Here is a 16,958-nt window from a genome sequence, read left to right as displayed (position 1 = left end):
GCATGAACTGGAGCGTTTATATCATTCTCTGCGCTGATAATACCCTTTATACCGGCATCACTACCGATATTCGCCGGCGTTACGGCCGTCACTCGACATTGCGAGGAGCGAAATATTTCCGCGGAAGGCCGCCTCAACGTCTGGTGTATCTGGAAACCGGGCATAACCGCAGCTCCGCCGGCAAACGGGAATGCGCCATCAAAAAAATGGCTCGGCCCGACAAATTAAGATTGCTGTCTTCCGAACTCAATAAGGTAAATGAATTGACCTTATGAAAATGGCCGGGGCGGCTATCAAGCCCTGAATTTACCGGAAAAAGCGGGATTGTTTGTAAACTCGATCCCGATCCCCGTCCATCGAGAGAATCTTATGGCCGGTTTCGGGCATCTCGCCGGCTCCCGGCGAACAGTCGATACGGCGCCCGATCGGCGCTCCAACTGCCGCCGGAAGCCTGTCTTCCGGTTTACGGCGCGGCTTTCACCAGCAGATGGCTTTCCACCGATTGCACTCCCTTGATGCCGTTGGCTATTTCAACGGCTCTGTCGGCCGTCTGTTGAGACTTCACCGTACCGGTCAGTTTCACGATGCCTTTATCGGTAACCACCTCGATGTCGTTTTCGCCAATCAAGGGGTCGGCCATCATTTCCGCTTTTACTTTGGAAGTAATGGTGGCGTCGTCCACGTATTCTCCGAGCGATTCGGATTTACGCCCCATCGCTTCATCTCTCTTTTCCACGTTCTGCTGTATGGCTTCCGATTGTTTTTCGATATTTTCATTGGTTTTTTCGACGGCTTGATCCACCTTTTTGCCCGCCTTTTCGGCAGGTCCCTCTTCTTTGCAGGCGGTCAGTCCCGTCACAGCGGATACCAATAAAGCCACAAGCACCTTATCGGCAGAAATTATTCGTAAAGCATTCAAGATTTTCATGGTCAATTCCTCAAAGTGAATGTTGATAAAACGGCTATAGGCTGCTGAAAATAAAAGATCGACAGCAGCCGGCGCCGGAACCTTATCTCTCCTTTATCGGCTTAAATCCCTCTAAACTGGCGAAAAGCTCGTGCTCAGTCTTGCAAATGAGCGAAATGAACCTGTTCCTGTGAATGAAAACAATCAATCAGTGAAATGCCGTTCGGCAGGCGGGTTTGAACTGAATGTTGTGGTTAAACCGTTCAAGCAAAGACACAGTCGTTTTGTATTTCTTGAGAGCGGATCTGCAATCAGCCGGCTTAAAGCCCAAAAGCACTGAATACCCACAGAATGACTACTAGTCAGTCACGAAGAAACACAAGGATACAGGCGAGCCAGTTTACGTCGTGCCTGTTGCGTCGTAAATCGCCAATTGACGGGCGTCGCCTTGGTGTTGCGCGGTAGGATATTGGCTTCGACCTCACGCCGGAGGCTCTCTGTGTCCGGTATCCGCTGTGATAAACACATGTTCGACAAGACGGCCAGTTCGATCTCAGCGATGTTTAGCCAACTGCCATGCTTGGGCGTGTAGTGGAACTCCAGCCGTCGCGCCAATTCACGGGCTTGCTCTGCTGGAAAGGCTTCATACAAAGACGCCATTTTATGGGTATTCAGATTGTCCAGCACCACCCGGATCACCGCCGCGTCCGGATAAAGTTCAGCGATATGCTTCATGCTGTGCGCGAATTCGATTTTGGTCCGCCGCGCGGTGATGTCCACCTGCCGAAAACCGCGTTTAGGTTCGCAGATCATCATCAAATCGCAGACGCCTTTCCGTTCATAGCCGGTGTCATAGCGGGCCGGTTGACCGGGCTCAGGCGGGAGAGGTTGGCGGACTTCCGCAATGAGTTGCTTCGGACTTTCGTCGAAACACACAACCGGGCGCAACGGATCGTAGGGTTCTTCATAAAGGTCCAGCACGTCTTCCATCGCCGCGACAAATTCAGCACTCACCTCGGGAATGCACCACTCTTGCTTCTGCCAGGGTTTGAGAGTGTTTTTTTAAAAGCTGACGGATGGTTTCATAGCTGCAACGGTCGGCATACGCTAATTCCACCACTTTGTCCGCCAACAACCGCAAGGTCCAGTGATCATGCCCTGTCGGCGCCTCACTACAAGCCAAGGCGATAATATGGGCGGCCTGCTTCTCCGTCAGTTTTGGGGCACGTCCTGGACGGGGGCGTTCTTTCAGGGCGGCTTCCGGGCCTTCTTCCACACACCGTTGGCGCGTCGTCAACACCATTGATTCCGAGACACCCAAAGCTTGGATAATGTCTTTATCCTGAATACCCGCTGCCGCTTTTAATAAAATTCGCGCGCGTGTCAGATGGCGTGCCGCGGCTTTTCCTTTGTTGATCATGGCTTCCAAGCCACGCTTTTCGTCTTCAGTCAGATTGACTTTGTATTTAAGAGCTGGCATTGCTTGACCTCAATCAGTAACCATCAATGCCACTATAGAGTGACTTACAAGCCCAATATATCCTTTTGATTTAAATTGACTGACTACTACAATGATCACAACGATGTTCAAGATCTGCTTGATTCTTGGATCCATAGGAATGTAAGTATTGACCAGCCATAACACGATACCGATCACGATCAGGCCTATGATTATCGAAATAGGGTCCATAACTGCGTTCCTCCTGAATTTCGTTCAAAAACAAATTCAATATACCGGACCGACTCTTTGTGGTCTGTACGGTATCAGACAGAAGGCTCAGCCGTTTTGCCGCGGCGACCTTCTTTCGATCGGTTTTTTATTTGGTCCTGACCGGCACTTTTGACGATTTTCGGCGTAATTCAATACCATACGCCGTTAATTTGCTTCAGTTAGGGCAAGATAGCGCCTAATTCATGATTAGCGGTAAGTAACTACCGCTATTCATCCAAAACTTGAACTTAACAATTTTGCCACGTTCTATAAATTTCACTATGGTCTTGTTTTTACTAACCAAATTAACGTTAAATTAAAGATTCGACGGGTTTCGGCGGTGCTTTTGGTTGAGCCGATTGCGTGAAGTGCTATTAACCAACTCTCAGTTCGGCTGGTCAGGAACCCATGAGTCTTCTTAACGGTTGTTAACGGAACACTGTCTGATGGACATAACGCTGTTCCTTCTTTAGAAGAGGCCAAACCTTATGCCTAGACACAACTTATTGATTAACGCCTTGCCCGACGAGGTGTTCGACCGGATCCGGCCGCACCTGGAACCGGCGCCGATGCCGACGGGCGAAGTGCTGTACGAATCCGGCGATGCTTTGTGTTACGCCTATTTTCCCACGACCAGCATCGTCTCCCTGCTGTACGAGCTGGAGAACGGCTCGTCGGCCGAAATCGCGGTGGTCGGCAACGAAGGGATGATCGGAGTCGCTCTGTTGACCGGCGGCGGCACCATGCCCCACCGCGCCGTGGTGCGCAGCGCGGGCGACTGCTACCGCTTGAAAGGCAGTTTGTTGAAGAACGAATTCAATCGGGACGGCGTGCTGCACCAATTGCTGCTGCATTACATCCAGGCGTTGCTGACGCAAATCTCGCAGACGGCGGTGTGCAATCGCCATCATTCGATCGATCAGCAGTTGTGCCGCTGCCTGCTGTTGAGTCTGGACCGGCTGCCGTCCAATGAGGTGGTCATGACTCAGGAACTCATCGCCAACATGCTCGGCGTGCGCCGGGAAGGCATCACCGAGGCGGCCGGAAAATTGCAGGAAGCCGGCTTGATCCGCTACAGCCGCGGGCATATTACGATCGAGCACCGGGAGGGTCTGGAAGAGCGGGTGTGCGAATGTTACACCGTGGTCAAACAGGAGTTCGACCGCTTGTTGCCTTGCCGTTGTCCGCTCAATCCCGCCCGCTACCCGCTGGCATTGGAAAGAGCATGAATTCGGACCTCCGGTGTCGACAGTCAAAGCGGACGGCTTTTCAAAACAGACAAGGATCGGAACCATAACAGACCTGGCAGGTTTCAAAAATCTGCCAGGTTTGCTTCCGCAAGAGTTGGATTGCTTAGCGGAAAGGCCAGGCACGCTCTGTCAGTCAGTTCCACCATTGGCAAAGCCGGCGTTGCGACTCCGAATGGCCGGGACGAGATAGAGCGAATGCATTCGTCTCACACGACAAGATAATGCTCTAAACCCTGTTTGACAATGAGCCGCCGTTACCTGAAGGAAAGTCCGAAACCGGCCAATTGAAAAGACAGAGCTGTTCGCAGTGGATTAATCCCTGGGGCAGCCTTCCATTTTATAAATGGCATAACCCTGGCTGTCGATTTGTTTTCTGAGTTCCGCGGGCGCTTCGGCGCTGTGACAAAAATAACAGTTTTCGCTGGTCACGGTCGCATCTCCTTCTCCTATCGATTGCAGCCATTCCCTGGCGTATCGAATGGCTTTCTCCTGATCCTGTTCATCGAGTACCACATCGAAGTGCATGATCGTTCCTTTGGTTGTTTTCGCATAGGTGTCATAGACATGTGAAATCGGCATTGGGTTTTCCTCAAAAAAACCGGTGACGAGGCACCGGCATGCTATTGGAGCTTAAAAGTAGGATATTATCGTATAATAACCGCGCTTCGATCTTCGCATTCAATCAAAAGCGGACGTTGGAAATTACATCGAAAAAATTTCTTGAATGATTGTAAATATAGTATCGATTCGATGCATATTTAGAGTATGATAGAATATCTCTTATTGTCAATAATTAATTAACCGGGATCGTCGAAAATTATGGAAAAACTTGAGATATTTGAATTGATAGAACGGATGGCCGCGCTGATTCGTTCGGAAGAACGTAAAAAATGCACCGAGCTGGGACTGCAACCGGTTCATTTTCAAGTGCTGGACTATTTATCCCGCTGCAATCGTTACAGCGATACGCCGGCGGCGCTCGCCAATTATCTGGGCATGACCCGGGGAACCGTATCGCAAACGTTATTGCTGCTGGAAAAAAAAGGATTTCTCGAAAAGAAATCCGACAGCAACGATCGCCGCATGGTCCATCTTCACCTGCTGCCCGAGGGCGCCGCCATCCTGACCAAAGCCCGCTCCACGGAGCTGTTCAAACGAGCGACGCTGCTCTTGAAAAACTATCACATCGATCAAAACGAGATCATTTTCGCCAATGCGTTACTGGCTCTGCAAAAAGCGCATCAGTCGCAGTCCTTCGGTCTTTGCAAAAGCTGCCGCCATTTTACCCCGACTGGAAGCGGGTTCGTCTGCGATTTGACCAAAGAACCGCTCAGTCAGAACGATAGTGAAAAAATCTGTCAGGAACATTCCGTGGCATGAATTGAATCCGGAACCCAAAGGCTATCCGTGAACTGCCGGCCAATGGCAGCCCCTGTCCGATTCGCGGCTTTCTTTAATCGGTTGCTCCAGTAAGCGGTCAAGCCAGGCTTCCGTTGCGGCAGCCCCGGTTTTGACCAGGCCGTCCGGAAAAAAACCGAAAATCAGGACCAACACGGCCGGAATAGATAAAACGGCCAGCTCGCGTGGTCTTAAGTCCTGTATCTGGCCGACCGCCGGATGAGTGACCGGGCCGAAAAATGCCCGCCGGCTATAGTTCAACGTGTAGGCGCTTCCCAACACAGCTCCGGCCAGAGCCGTAATGCCCAGGCTGGGATGGGCGGTCAAGGCTCCGACGATCAGTAACAACTCGGCCGGGAAACCGTTCGTGCCGGGTATTCCGATGCTGGCCAGCATGAACAGGAAATAAAAAGCGGTCAGGCGCGGCATAACCTTGGCCAGCCCCCCCAAATGAATCGCTTCCGTGCTGCCGAGGCGATGCTGAATAAAGCCGGCGATCAGCATCAGAGAAGCGGCCGACAAAACGAAATTAAAAAGTTGCAGCAGCGTCCCTTGTATCCCATGGATGTTGAGCGAGGCGATGCCGATGATGATCAGCCCGACATGGCTGATGCCGGCATAGGCGAGCAAGCGGCGTAAATTGGTTTGCTGCAGGGCAATCAAGGCGCCGTAGATCAAGGTGATCGCCCCCAGGATGCCCAGCAGCCAACTGTATTGAACCGCGGCGAAAGGCGCCAGCGGCATGGCCAACCGGATGATGCCGTAAGCCCCGAGTTTCAGGCCGACCAGAAGTGCGGTCACAGGCGCCGGCCCTTCCATGGCCACGGTCGGCAGCCAGGTGTGCAGAGGAACCAGCGGAGCTTTTACCGCAAAACCGGTCAACAACAAGACAAACACCAGGGTCTGCCAATGCTCCTGCAAAGGCGTTTCCAGCAATACCGGCATACTGAAAGCCAGATCCTGCGGGATGCGGCCGCCCACTACAGTGGCATGATTGACGGCCAGGATGACGATCCCGAACAGCAGCGGAACACTGCCGAAGAGCATGAACATGGTGTATTTCATGGCCGCGCCCCGCCGTTCCGGCCCTATGCCCCATAAACTGATCAAAAAGAAAATAAGAGGCAGCGTCAGTTCCCAGAAGGAAAAAAACAACACCGTATCCAGCGCGGTGAAGACGCCCATCGTGACGCCTTCCAAAGCCAGCAGCAAGGCTAAATGAAAGTGCGGCAGCCGATTTGCCGTATTCCAGCCGGCAACGACGGCGCCCATGGTCAACAGCGCGGACAGCGGTAGAAACTGGACGGAAATGCCGTCGATGCCTATTAAATAGTCGATGTTCAGCCCCGGAAGATAGGCGTGTTTCTCCACCAACTGGAATTGATCGCCGTCTTCGACATGAAAGAGGGATAGCACTTTCAACGTAGCCGCGAGTTCCAGAACGGTAATCGATACCGCGCACCATTGAGCGGCGGCAAGATGGCGTATGCATGCGCAAAGCAGCGCGCCTGCCAAAGGCAGCCCGATAATCAGGCTTAACCAGGGGAAAGTGGCACTCATGGCTGTTCCTCTTCTTCGTCCGTGCCGCTCGGCTTCACGTCCACGGCTTTCGAACTGCCGTGCACGGGATAGCCTTCGCCCATGGCGGCCACCTCCTGGTCAATGAATTTCAGCCACGGTGTCGTGTAAAAACCCGTGCCGATCAGCAGGGAACAGACGGTCACCGCAATGATGCGCTCTTTTCTGACCGGATGACGGAGCGAACTGACAGGCTGAACGGAACGTTTGGGCGTGGCCAGAAAAATGCGTTGAAAAGCCCACAGCAGAAAAGCGGCCGCCAGCACGTTGCCCATCAGAATAAACACGGCGAGGAGCCAGCCGCGCTCTTCAATGGTGCCCTCGACAAGCAAATGCGCCGCGTCGAAGCCCGGCGTTCCCGGCATGACCATGGTGCTCAATACGGAAACCAGAAACAGCAGAGCGATGGTGGCGTTCGTGTCGAACAATCCCCCGAGCCGGGGAAGATAGGCCGTGCGGGTTCGTTCGTAGATGAGGCCGACGCTGAACAACATGCCCGAGGTCGCCAAACCGTACGCCGCGGACAGCAGAATGCTCCCCTCCAGACCGTAATCGTTAAAACAGAACAAGCCGATGACCAGCATGCCGGTATGGCTGATGACGGCAAAGGCCAGCAAACGCCGGATATTGATTTGCATCAAGGCCAGCAAGGCTCCGTAAAAAATACTGATGACCGCCAGAGTCAGGACAAAATCGCTCCAGACTTCGGCGACGCCCGGCACGATCGGCAAAATGAAACGGATCACCGCATAGATGCCCAGTTTCAGCCCCACCAGGAAAATCGCGGCGCTGGCGACCGTGCCTTGTTCCGCGAGCAAAGGAAGCCAGCCGTGAAACGGAAACAAGGGCATGCGAATGGCAAAGCCGTAGAACAGGAGAATGAAGATCAGAATTTCGTCGTGCAGATAGGCATTGTTCTGTTTCAGCGTCAGCCAGTCGAACGTCAACGGATGTTCGGAATCGATCAGACCGAAGGCAAGCAGCAGAAAACCGGTCAACGTCATCAATAATCCGCTGATCCAGTACTGTAAAAACCGGTCGAGGACCCAACGCTTGTTCTGCCCGGTGCCGGCGTGCAGCGTCAGAACGCTGACCGGCAACAATTCCAGTACGCTCCACAACCAGAATTGCATGATGTTCAACGCGGCGAAAGCGCCGATCATAATGCCTTCATAACCGAGCAGGCAGGCGATGAAGAGACGGTCTGACGCATGGCGGGTAATCAAGGTGTACACCAAAGCCATCAAGGCCAGAATCGCCGCAAGAGGAATGAACAGGATATTGGCCCCGTCCACGCCCACGCAGTAAGTCATCCCGGCAAATTCCACGCGTTCAAACAATTGAATCCCATTGGCGTCCGGATCGAACACTATCAGCAGATACAGGGCCAGCAGGACGTTCAACAGCGCTCCGGCGAACGCCCAAAGCCGCGCCCGACTGCCGGAGGACGAGATCAGCACGGCAATCACGGTGAGCAACGGTATCAGCGTCAGCGCCGTCAGTAACGGAAACCCCGCCGATTCGTGCCAGAAGCTTACATAATTATCCATCAAAGGCATCAAAAAGCTACGAGAAAGGTAATAAACACGAACAGCACCAGATAACGGGGCCTTAGAATCAACTGTTCGAACCGGTTGGCCGCATAGCCCAGGCGACGGCCGTAATGAAGCGTGTCCTTGCCTATGCCGCGCAAGACGAAACGCTCCTCGAACCAGTGGCTGAGAGCAGCGAACCAGGCGGTCAGCTTGCCGGCAAAGCCGCTGCCCTGGGCAAATTCGTCGGAATCGTTATCCAGTCTGGCTCCGAGATTCTGCTCTTCCATCAGAGCCAGGGAAGAAATGGCGTTGATCGCCGATGCCGGGGAACCGAGGCTTTTATCGACGATGAAATCGTCGAAATAAGCCAGATCCTGACCCAACCGGCCGACCGGTTTAACCAGGGCCCAATCGATGATGGGCTCCAGCCAGAAACGATGCAAAGACGCCGTATACGCCCAGGGCTGTTCGGAAAGACGCGAGTGGAAAGGAGCAACGGGAACCCCCTTGAGATTGTGCAACAGCGAAGGCGCCGTCAGAAACTGAGCGCAGCGGACCACCGCGTGTGTGCCAAGATGCCATTCGGCCAGTTGCCACCAGCCCATGCCGCATTCGAAAAACATCAAGCCGAGTTGAGCCGTGACGGCGAAGGTCAGCGAACTTTTGATGTCGGTTTGGGTTAAACCGGCATAAAAACCGTAACAGGCGGTGAGTATGCCCGCGGCGGACAGAAGAATCATCACGAAAGCGGTTTTTTCAATAATCGGATGCGTTAGAAGGATCAGAAAAACGCCGGCATGAACCATGACCGCCCCGTAAAAAACCGCACTGGACGGCGTCGGCCCTTCCATTGCCCGCGCCAGCCAGGAAGAAAACGGCAATTGCGCCGACTTGACCAGGGCCGCCACGGTAAAACAAAGCGCGATGCCCGTCGCCTCGCCGAAAGTCAATTGCTCGGCCAGCGCGTTCAGCTTGAGCCAGTTCACGCTCTCGGCCCAGATATAGCCAAGACCGATGCCGAGGATGAAGGCGGTGTCGCCGACGCGGTTGGTCACGAAGACGCGGGCGGCGTTATGCGTTGCCACAGGACGGTCGTAAGCGTAGCCGATCAGGAAATAAGAACACAATCCGGCGATTTCCCAGCCGGCAAAGGTGCCGACCGTATTTCCGGACAACACCAAGAGCAGCATAGCCGAACAGAAAAGTCCGAGCGTGAAAAAAAATCGGTGAAATCCGGTTTCCCGATGCATGTAGTTCACCGAAAAACGGCACACTATAGCAATCAGCAGCGAGAACAACGCCGCCATCCTGACGTTCAGACCGGTGGTAATGAAATTCACCGGAATTTTGAGACGGTCGCTGGCAAACCAGAACCCTAAATGCACGGCCCCTTTGTTGACGCCGATGAAATCGGCGCCCAGCAAGGTCATCGATAAAAGGCACGACATGGACATGCCCCAAAGCACGATGGCCGCCGTCCAGCTTTCCTTCGTTTCGCCGTCGAGAACTCCGGATAAAATGCCCAGGCCGACGGCAATCGACGCCAGAAACGGCAACAGAGGAATCAATAGAACCAATGCATCCATAAGATCAACCGGCAGATATCAAAAAAACGCAGACAAGGAAGCCGCGGCGTCGGGCATGTCAGGCTCCTAAAGAATCCGGTCGCAGGATCAACGCCGGCGGCAACGGCCCGGTTTGCTGCCGGTAATAATCCGGAGAACTTGCGAACCGCGGAGGCTTTTTCGATGAAGCCTGCCACGACACGAAGCCGGTCCCCGGATTAAACACGCAAATATCGCCGGTGTCCGGATCGACCACGCTCAAATGGACCCAGCTTCCACCGACCAGTTCGCGCAAAATGGGTTGGCGATGATACAGAGCCTCGAGCACCGAGACCCGGGCCTCCACGATCACCTGCAAACGCATCGCTTCGTGAATCTCCACCATCTGCCACGGTAGGCCCGTGCGCAAGTCGCTCGCCGCTCCTTCCATGACCCCGAACAGACCGGTGACGTTGTGAGGCACTTTGGTGCCGCAGCCGAAGCGTTCATTGTCGACGGTGGAAAAATAATATTCCAGGTTGATTCCCGCGCCGACCGGGCCTGCGGTCAGCAAAATAGTTTCAAGAATGGCGCCCTCGGGATCCTGCGCGGCGTCGTATGAAATCAGAAACACGCGCCGGTCCAGAAACAAGCCCTGAGTCGCCGACCGGCGTCCGATGAAAGCCGCGGCATTGGTGGCATGTCCGTATTCGGGGCGAACCTGGCTGGTATCGGCCGCCCGTTGCCGCACATGCCCGTAAGCCGCTTTCGGCGACAGGGAGCCTTCGGCCGGCAGCAAGCGCCGGCAGCGTTCATGAGCCGAAAGCTGCTGCGCTTTGCCTACTGCGTCCAGGATTTTTTTAAAGGAAGAGCCGAGGCCGGGCGGCATCGCTTCCAGATCGTACCAGATCATCGAATCGTCGCAGGTATCATGTTGAGCGCCTATGAACCAGCAGTCTTCCGGCAGAAGAAGACCGCGTCGGGAGAGCAGCGCCCTCACCTCTCGGCGATTGGCCATGGCCGCGAACGCACGGGCGTTCGGTCCGCCGCGGCGCCCGCCGCAGGCGCCGCAATCGTGGGCGGCCTCATGGGGATTGTTCAGGCTCGTCGAGCCGTGGGCGATCAGGCAGACGAACGGCGCAAACCCATCGGTAAGGCCCATCGTTCTGAGCAAACCTTCGACCCGGTCGGCCTGTTCGCCGTCGGTAAAGCCCGACAGGGCAGCGTCGGCCTGGAAATGCAGTTCGGTGGGCACCGGCGGTTCGATGAAACGCCGCCACCACCCGTTCAGCCGGTGCCAGTAGTGAGGCATGATCGTGTCCGCCAGGAGTCCGATCAAGACAACAGGGGCGAGCACAAGCAGCTTCGGATAGGCCACGATGAGCTCCCGGCGCAGATTCCGGTGCATCAAACCATTAAACCATCGAAAAAATCGATGCCCTCTCAGATGAGCTTTCAACGTGCTTTCTTCGCCGCGTTTTACTTTCTCGCGCACCTGATGCGCCGGCCGGATCGCTACCGGGCACAAGGGCGTATCGTGCGCGTCGTCCAGGCCCCGATAGTTCATGGCGATACCGAAAAAACCGGCCGCGCCCAGGGTTTCGACGGCGGGGGCGAGCTCTTCGAGATGACGCCGAAAGCTTTCTTCCCGCTCGTCCATGCAGAACGCGATCTGCGCTTCCGGACGCAGCTCGCGTTTGGACCAGCGTCCCCGGCCTTGATTGGCGCGGATGGCCTGGAACAGATGATCCCGGTAATTTCTTTCATACGCTTCCAGCCAGATTTTACTGCGGCGGGCTGCCGTAAAGCCGTCCAGTTCTTTCAACAAATTCAACCAATCGTCACGAGTCAGCGAGTCGATATCCGCCTGTCCCAGCCCCAGGTGCTGGGACAGGCGAAAAAGCCGCCAGGCCTGATTATTCAACGAACAGGCGGCGGCCGAGTCGGCCATCGGACTGAATTGCCAGGTTCGAATCCGGTCGGAAAGCTGCTGCCAGTCCTTGCGCTCGTGCCGCTCGGAGCCGGCGCGCTCGATCAGCGACTGCGCCTGTTGCGTCAAATACTCCGGCAATCCGCCCTGAAACAATTGCCGGCGCACACTGAATTCCGACAGATTCTTGCGAAAATAAGCTTCAAGCGAACTGAGCCTGGCTTCGATCTTCCAGAGATCCCGGCATACTTGAGTCAGCCAGATCCGGTCCAGCGTCAGACGAATCGCCAGATAGTCGGCCAGAGTCAGCGGGGAGCCGTGAGCCGGGCGGTACTCGGGATGCTGCTGGCGCCAGTTGATCATTCCCGACCAGCCGGGCAATTCGAGCGCCAATCGCTGCAGATAGCCCCGCCATTTCTGTTGCGGAATATCCAATTGAGACAAATGAATCACGATCGCATCCACCGCATCGGCGGGCAATTGCTGCAAAATCTGCGGCCATTCCGGCAATTCGTGCAGAAATGGATTGGCGTCGTAGCGCAAAACTTCCCGCCAGCTCGGTTTCTGGCCGGACTCGTAGCGCACGGGCCGGCGCCATGCGGCTACGCCCTCGTCCAGCGAAGCGGCGCAAATGCGGATCAGTTGAGGCCGCACGAAGTCAAAAATATCCCTTCCGCTCAAGGCGGCAATAAAACCGCGCAAGGAAATGCTTTCGCCGATCCGATCCAGCAGCTCGTTCAGGGAGGACAGAATATGTTGGCGGGTGGCCAGATGAATCGAAGCCTTCGAGTTTTCCCCGGTATCCTGAAGAACCTGGTTAAGCCAGGCCTCGGCCTGCTCGGTCGAGAGATCGAGCATGTTCTCGGGATGAGGCATATCTCCGTCGAGTTCGAGCTGTTCCAGGAGGCTGCGCCAGAGCGGCCGGATGCCGGCAGGCGGCGTGCCGCTTTCGCCCTTCCGGTATTGTTGCCTGATCGGTTCGGGCAGATCCGCCTGCGGCGCATCCAGCGCGTTCAGCTCCTGCGCGTTCCAGTGCAACTGACTGACGGTAATCGCCTGCAGATCGTACAACAACGCAATCCGGTAAATTTCCTTCCGGACGATATTGCGGCCGGGCAGATAGAGCAGGACTTGTTCGGCGGCCGTTTGAAGCTCGTGCGACAGCGCGGCGGACAAGTCCTCTTCGCTAATGCGTCCGTTCCGGTAAAATTCCCGGAATTTTACTTCGGGCAGATAACCCGACACGCCCGTCAGCGCTTCGCAGGCCGCCAGAGCCTCTTCGAAAGGCAGATGCTGATAGCCGTGCAGCGTATTGTGGTGGACGAAATCAAGAATCGGCCCCTGCCCCGGCAGAACGTGATCAAGATGCTGCAATGCCTCTTTGACGAGGTCGCGTAGGGCGGCCATCTCGTTCGAGTTTGCTGATAACGATCGCCGCATTCTTATTCCTGCACCAGGCGAAGCTGGATCGTATGATCGATCTGGGCAATGGTGGCTGAAGACAGATAAATCAGCGGCGCCGGGGCCACGCCGAACACGACCAGCCCCCCGGCCAGCATTCCCGCAGGCAACAGTTCCAGCGGCCTCAGATCTTCAATCTGCCGCATCTGGGGCTTTACCGGACCGGTGAACAACAGGCCGATGGTCCGCATGCAATAAGCCGCGCCGATCAGAACACTCAGGCTGAACAAAGCCATCACCCCGCCCCATTCTTGAAATCCGCCGATCAGCGCATGGAGTTCGGCGACAAACCCGACGGTGCCCGGCAGCCCCAGCGCCGCCAGCAGGGTCAGGGTCGTGAACAGGGCAAACCGGGGCATGACCTGCACCAGTGAACTGTAGTCCTGGACATTGCGGGTCAGCGTGCGCTCGTAAAGCAGTCCGACCAGCAGAAACAGCGAAGCGGCCACCAGGCCGTGCGCGGTCATCTGCAGCACGGCGCCGGTGATGCCCGATTCGTTCAAGGCCGCCATTCCCAGCAGCACGACGCCCATGTGGCTCAGGGACGAATAGGCGACCATCGCTTTCAGATCGCTTTGCCGCCAGGCCAGCAAGCCGCCGTACAGCATGCTGAACAGAGCCAGCAACGCCAGCGGCCATTGTAAAATTTCAGCCGCCTCCGGAAGCATCACGATCGCTCTGAGCAGGCCGTAGGCGCCCATTTTCAGCAATATGCCGGAGAGCAGGATACTGATGGCACTGGGCGCTTCCACGTGAGCCAGCGGCAGCCAGCCGTGTAACGGGAAAACCGGCATTTTGACGCCGAAACCGATAAGAAATCCCAACAGCACCAGCACCTGTTCATAGCGGGGCATGCCCTGGGCCACCTGATTCATCGAAGACATCAGAGAGCCGCTGTGCTCGAGATCGTACCGGCTGATGGCCAGGAGACTGATCAGCATGAAAATCGAACCGCCCATCGTATACAGCACGAAATTAAGACTGGCCGTATGGCGCCGTTTGCCGCCCCATCGGCCGATCAAAAAAAACAGGGGAATCAAAGTGACTTCCCAGAATATATAGAATAAAGCCCAGTCCTGCGCCAGAAAAACGCCCAACATGCCGAATTCCAGCAGGAGAACGCAGATATGATAGCCTTTAACGCTCGAGGAAATGGACAACGACGCCAGCAAAGCGATCGAGGTCAGCAATGTGGCCAGGACCAGCATGGGCATCGAGAGACCGTCGACGCCGAGCGCATAAGCGCTGCCGAGATCGGGATTGAGCGGAAAATATTCGATGAATTGCAACGAAGAATTTTGCCGGTCGAAGCCGGCCAGCAGCCAGCAGCTCAGCAGAAAAACAAAAGCGGCCGTCAGATGGGCGATGCTGCGGATAATGAAGACCTTCTGATAGGGAATACTAGCCAAGAGCAGAGCTCCAACAGCCGGAGTCCATAGCAACACGCTAAGAATCCCCATGATTTTTTTCCTGTAGATTATGAGTTTGCGGGAGGATTTAAAGCCCGACAATTATACCTTCAGACTCTTCATAGGCAAGTTTTAGTCTGCATAATATTTATCACCTATTGACATTCATATCTTACGCCTATAAGCTGAAATCATTCCCATTCTTAAACCCTGATTTATAAGGCAGTTTTCAGTGAATTTACCGCTTAACTTCGGTTAAGCCGAGCCGCTGTTTTTTTCATTTGAAAATGGAAAGTCTGGCTTTGAATTTCATGCCAACGGTGAACGCATCCTGACGACCGTTGGCCCCTGAGCCTGAATGGCGGTTTTCGTTATTCCTTGAATCGAAGCAAGTCGTCATCTCATGCCGCGAAATGGCTGTATCGGGTTTTCCGCCCAAATTCCGCCTTATCTACCGGCGGCGAATACAGGCGGAATTATTTCTTAACTTAGAACAGGGGACTTTTATGAAGACATTACCAGGTAAGAAAAACTCATCGCACGGCGCAGTTCGCGGTGCCGATTTCGATCGCCGCTCTTCCCAAGCCGAAGGCCGCTTCGGGCGCATATTCCGTAATTTGCCGGCAGCCGAATGGCCGGAAGAGGCGCTGCGACAACTTGCAGGCAACGGACACGACGAAGGAGGAATGGCTTCAGATCCAGAATTGGCGGAAGGAACAAACCTTCCCTTCGCGCCGAGTGAAGAGGGGCAAGCCAGCCGCTTGCACGACGACGAAGAAAACAGTGGCATCGATTCAGGCTATACCTATCTCGGTCAATTCATCGACCACGATCTCACTTTCGATCCGGCCAGTAGTCTGCAGAAACGCAACGATGTCGACGCACTGGTGGATTTTCGTACGCCGCGTTTTGACCTCGATTGCCTCTACGGAAGAGGTCCGGATGATCAACCGTACATGTACGACGGCCGCGGCCGTAAGTTTCAACTTGGGCGCGAATTATTGGAAGGGCCGAACGGCGCTGTTATCGCGCATGATTTACCGCGTCATCGTTGGGTTGATCCTGACGGCACGGTTCATAACCGAGCTTTGATCGGCGACAAGCGCAACGATGAAAACGTGATCGTCAGCCAGTTGCACTCAATTTTCTTACAGTTTCACAACCGGTTAGCCGACGACAACAAGCATTACAGTTTCAGTGAAATTCAGCGGCAAGTCCGTTGGCATTATCAATACGTCGTACTGTACGATTTTCTCTACAAAGTCGCCCGCCGAGACATTATCGAAAGCGTGCTGCCGCATTTGGCCAGTGGCCGGTCCATTTTCGAAGATAAGCCGAGGCTATTATTCTACAAGCCTAAAAATGAAGCCTTCATGCCGGTCGAATTCTCGGTCGCCGCTTACCGTTTCGGGCATTCCATGGTGCGCCCGATCTACCGCTTGAATACCAAACTAAGCGGAGGTAATCATCCCGACGATACTCGTCCTAATGAACGCGAACGCGGTATTGATGGCCGGCAGTTCATCTTCGCCGGCCTCAAGCAGCGTGGCCTCAACGGGTTTGACGAATTTCCGAAGGAATGGGGCATTGATTGGAACTTATTCTTTGATCTCAGCGGCGATAAAGACAGCCGTATCGGCAAAGACCGCACGCAACCGGCATATAAAATCGATACCTCGTTGGTGAATCCGCTGGCCTTTTTGGCGGAGTTTTCCAAAATCGATATGTCTACGCCGGCATCGCCGTTGACCGATATCGCGCAGCTTCAGCCCAAGCCTTTAGATAAGAAGGAGATACCGAATTTGGCGCTACGTAATCTCTTGCGCGGCATGGCTATGGGGTTGCCTTCCGGCCAGGACGTTGCACGGGCAATGGGGCTCGAGCCTCTTGCCGATGATCTGCTGAAAGTCGGCAAGGCTACTAACGCCGATGAGTACGATAAGCTGAATGCCTTAAATACCATTGATCCGAGTTTCTCCGGCAAAGCGCCATTATGGTACTACGTACTCGCCGAGGCGCAGCACGATTGGCGGCAGAACGGCGGAGAAGAGGATACGCCGGTGCAACTCGGGCCTGTAGGCAGCCGTATCGTCGTCGAAACCTTTGTCGGCTTAATGTTGAACGACGGCCATTCGCTGTTGCGGCAGGCACCGGCATGGCACCCGGCTATCGGCAAAGGGAAAGCTTTCGACATGCCCGATTTCGTTAATCACGCATTGGGAAACTAATTTTGAC

General features: G+C 54.9%; 13 protein-coding genes. 4 read left to right on the top strand and 9 right to left on the bottom strand.

Features of this window, described 5'->3' with window-relative positions; translation table 11 throughout:
- The first annotated feature begins 2 nt into the window (after positions 1-2).
- Positions 3-275: a GIY-YIG nuclease family protein gene (locus A3OW_RS0102800; protein WP_020561910.1), complete on the top strand. Its 273-nt coding sequence runs from the start codon at positions 3-5 to the stop codon at positions 273-275.
- A 188-nt stretch (positions 276-463) separates the two neighbouring features.
- Here A3OW_RS0102800 and A3OW_RS0102795 read toward each other — a convergent pair whose 3' ends face one another.
- The 3 genes from A3OW_RS0102795 to A3OW_RS28990 form a co-directional block, all read right to left on the bottom strand.
- The gene (locus tag A3OW_RS0102795) at positions 464-928 is read right to left on the bottom strand and encodes a BON domain-containing protein (protein WP_020561909.1); all 465 of its coding nucleotides are present in this window, start codon (positions 926-928) and stop codon (positions 464-466) included.
- Positions 929-1,273: 345 nt separating this feature from the next.
- A protein-coding gene (locus tag A3OW_RS26840; protein WP_085984322.1) for an IS630 family transposase occupies positions 1,274-2,387 on the bottom strand; the annotation gives its coding sequence in 2 pieces (ribosomal slippage) (positions 1,274-1,961 and positions 1,960-2,387; 1,116 coding nt in all).
- 9 nt (positions 2,388-2,396) lie between these two features.
- Positions 2,397-2,597, bottom strand: a complete 201-nt coding sequence (locus A3OW_RS28990; RefSeq protein ID WP_020561908.1) for a Thivi_2564 family membrane protein — start codon at positions 2,595-2,597, stop codon at positions 2,397-2,399.
- 509 nt (positions 2,598-3,106) lie between these two features.
- Here A3OW_RS28990 and A3OW_RS0102775 point away from each other — a divergent pair.
- Positions 3,107-3,847, top strand: coding sequence for a Crp/Fnr family transcriptional regulator (locus tag A3OW_RS0102775; protein WP_051091786.1), 741 nt, complete (start codon positions 3,107-3,109; stop codon positions 3,845-3,847).
- A 333-nt stretch (positions 3,848-4,180) separates the two neighbouring features.
- Here A3OW_RS0102775 and A3OW_RS0102770 read toward each other — a convergent pair whose 3' ends face one another.
- A complete protein-coding gene (locus tag A3OW_RS0102770) occupies positions 4,181-4,447 on the bottom strand; it encodes a DUF2024 family protein (protein ID WP_020561906.1) in 267 nt (88 codons plus the stop codon).
- A gap of 240 nt (positions 4,448-4,687) precedes the next feature.
- On the opposite strand from A3OW_RS0102770, the gene A3OW_RS0102765 reads away from it, so the two are divergent.
- A complete protein-coding gene (locus A3OW_RS0102765) occupies positions 4,688-5,248 on the top strand; it encodes a MarR family winged helix-turn-helix transcriptional regulator (RefSeq protein ID WP_020561905.1) in 561 nt (186 codons plus the stop codon).
- Positions 5,249-5,269: 21 nt separating this feature from the next.
- On the opposite strand, the gene A3OW_RS0102760 is transcribed toward A3OW_RS0102765, so the two are convergent.
- Genes A3OW_RS0102760 through A3OW_RS0102740 form a run of 5 tightly spaced genes read right to left on the bottom strand, consistent with a single transcriptional unit; the run spans position 5,270 to position 14,774 of the window.
- On the bottom strand, positions 5,270-6,826 hold the full coding sequence (locus A3OW_RS0102760; protein WP_020561904.1) for a complex I subunit 4 family protein: 1,557 nt from the start codon (positions 6,824-6,826) through the stop codon (positions 5,270-5,272).
- A complete protein-coding gene (locus tag A3OW_RS0102755; protein ID WP_033411964.1) occupies positions 6,823-8,394 on the bottom strand; it encodes a complex I subunit 4 family protein in 1,572 nt (523 codons plus the stop codon). Before A3OW_RS0102755 ends, A3OW_RS0102760 begins: the two co-directional genes overlap by 4 nt.
- Before the next feature lie 8 nt (positions 8,395-8,402).
- A complete protein-coding gene (locus tag A3OW_RS0102750; protein WP_020561902.1) occupies positions 8,403-9,965 on the bottom strand; it encodes a proton-conducting transporter transmembrane domain-containing protein in 1,563 nt (520 codons plus the stop codon).
- A 58-nt stretch (positions 9,966-10,023) separates the two neighbouring features.
- Complete coding sequence (locus A3OW_RS0102745; protein ID WP_026223280.1) at positions 10,024-13,293, bottom strand: DUF2309 domain-containing protein; 3,270 nt, start codon at positions 13,291-13,293, stop codon at positions 10,024-10,026.
- A gap of 2 nt (positions 13,294-13,295) precedes the next feature.
- Positions 13,296-14,774 (bottom strand): complex I subunit 4 family protein, encoded by a 1,479-nt coding sequence (locus tag A3OW_RS0102740; protein ID WP_026223279.1) that lies wholly within the window; start codon positions 14,772-14,774, stop codon positions 13,296-13,298.
- Between the two features lie 362 nt (positions 14,775-15,136).
- Here A3OW_RS0102740 and A3OW_RS0102735 point away from each other — a divergent pair, with 362 nt between their 5' ends.
- Positions 15,137-16,951 carry a peroxidase family protein gene (locus A3OW_RS0102735; RefSeq protein ID WP_198291279.1) on the top strand — a complete coding sequence of 605 codons (1,815 nt, stop codon included), beginning with the start codon at positions 15,137-15,139 and terminating at the stop codon, positions 16,949-16,951.
- Positions 16,952-16,958 lie beyond the last annotated feature (7 nt).

Source organism: Methylosarcina fibrata AML-C10, assembly GCF_000372865.1.
Lineage (GTDB): Bacteria > Pseudomonadota > Gammaproteobacteria > Methylococcales > Methylomonadaceae > Methylosarcina > Methylosarcina fibrata.
The sequence above is the reverse complement of the archived record's forward strand: the minus strand, read 5'-3'. Positions and strand labels throughout refer to the sequence as shown.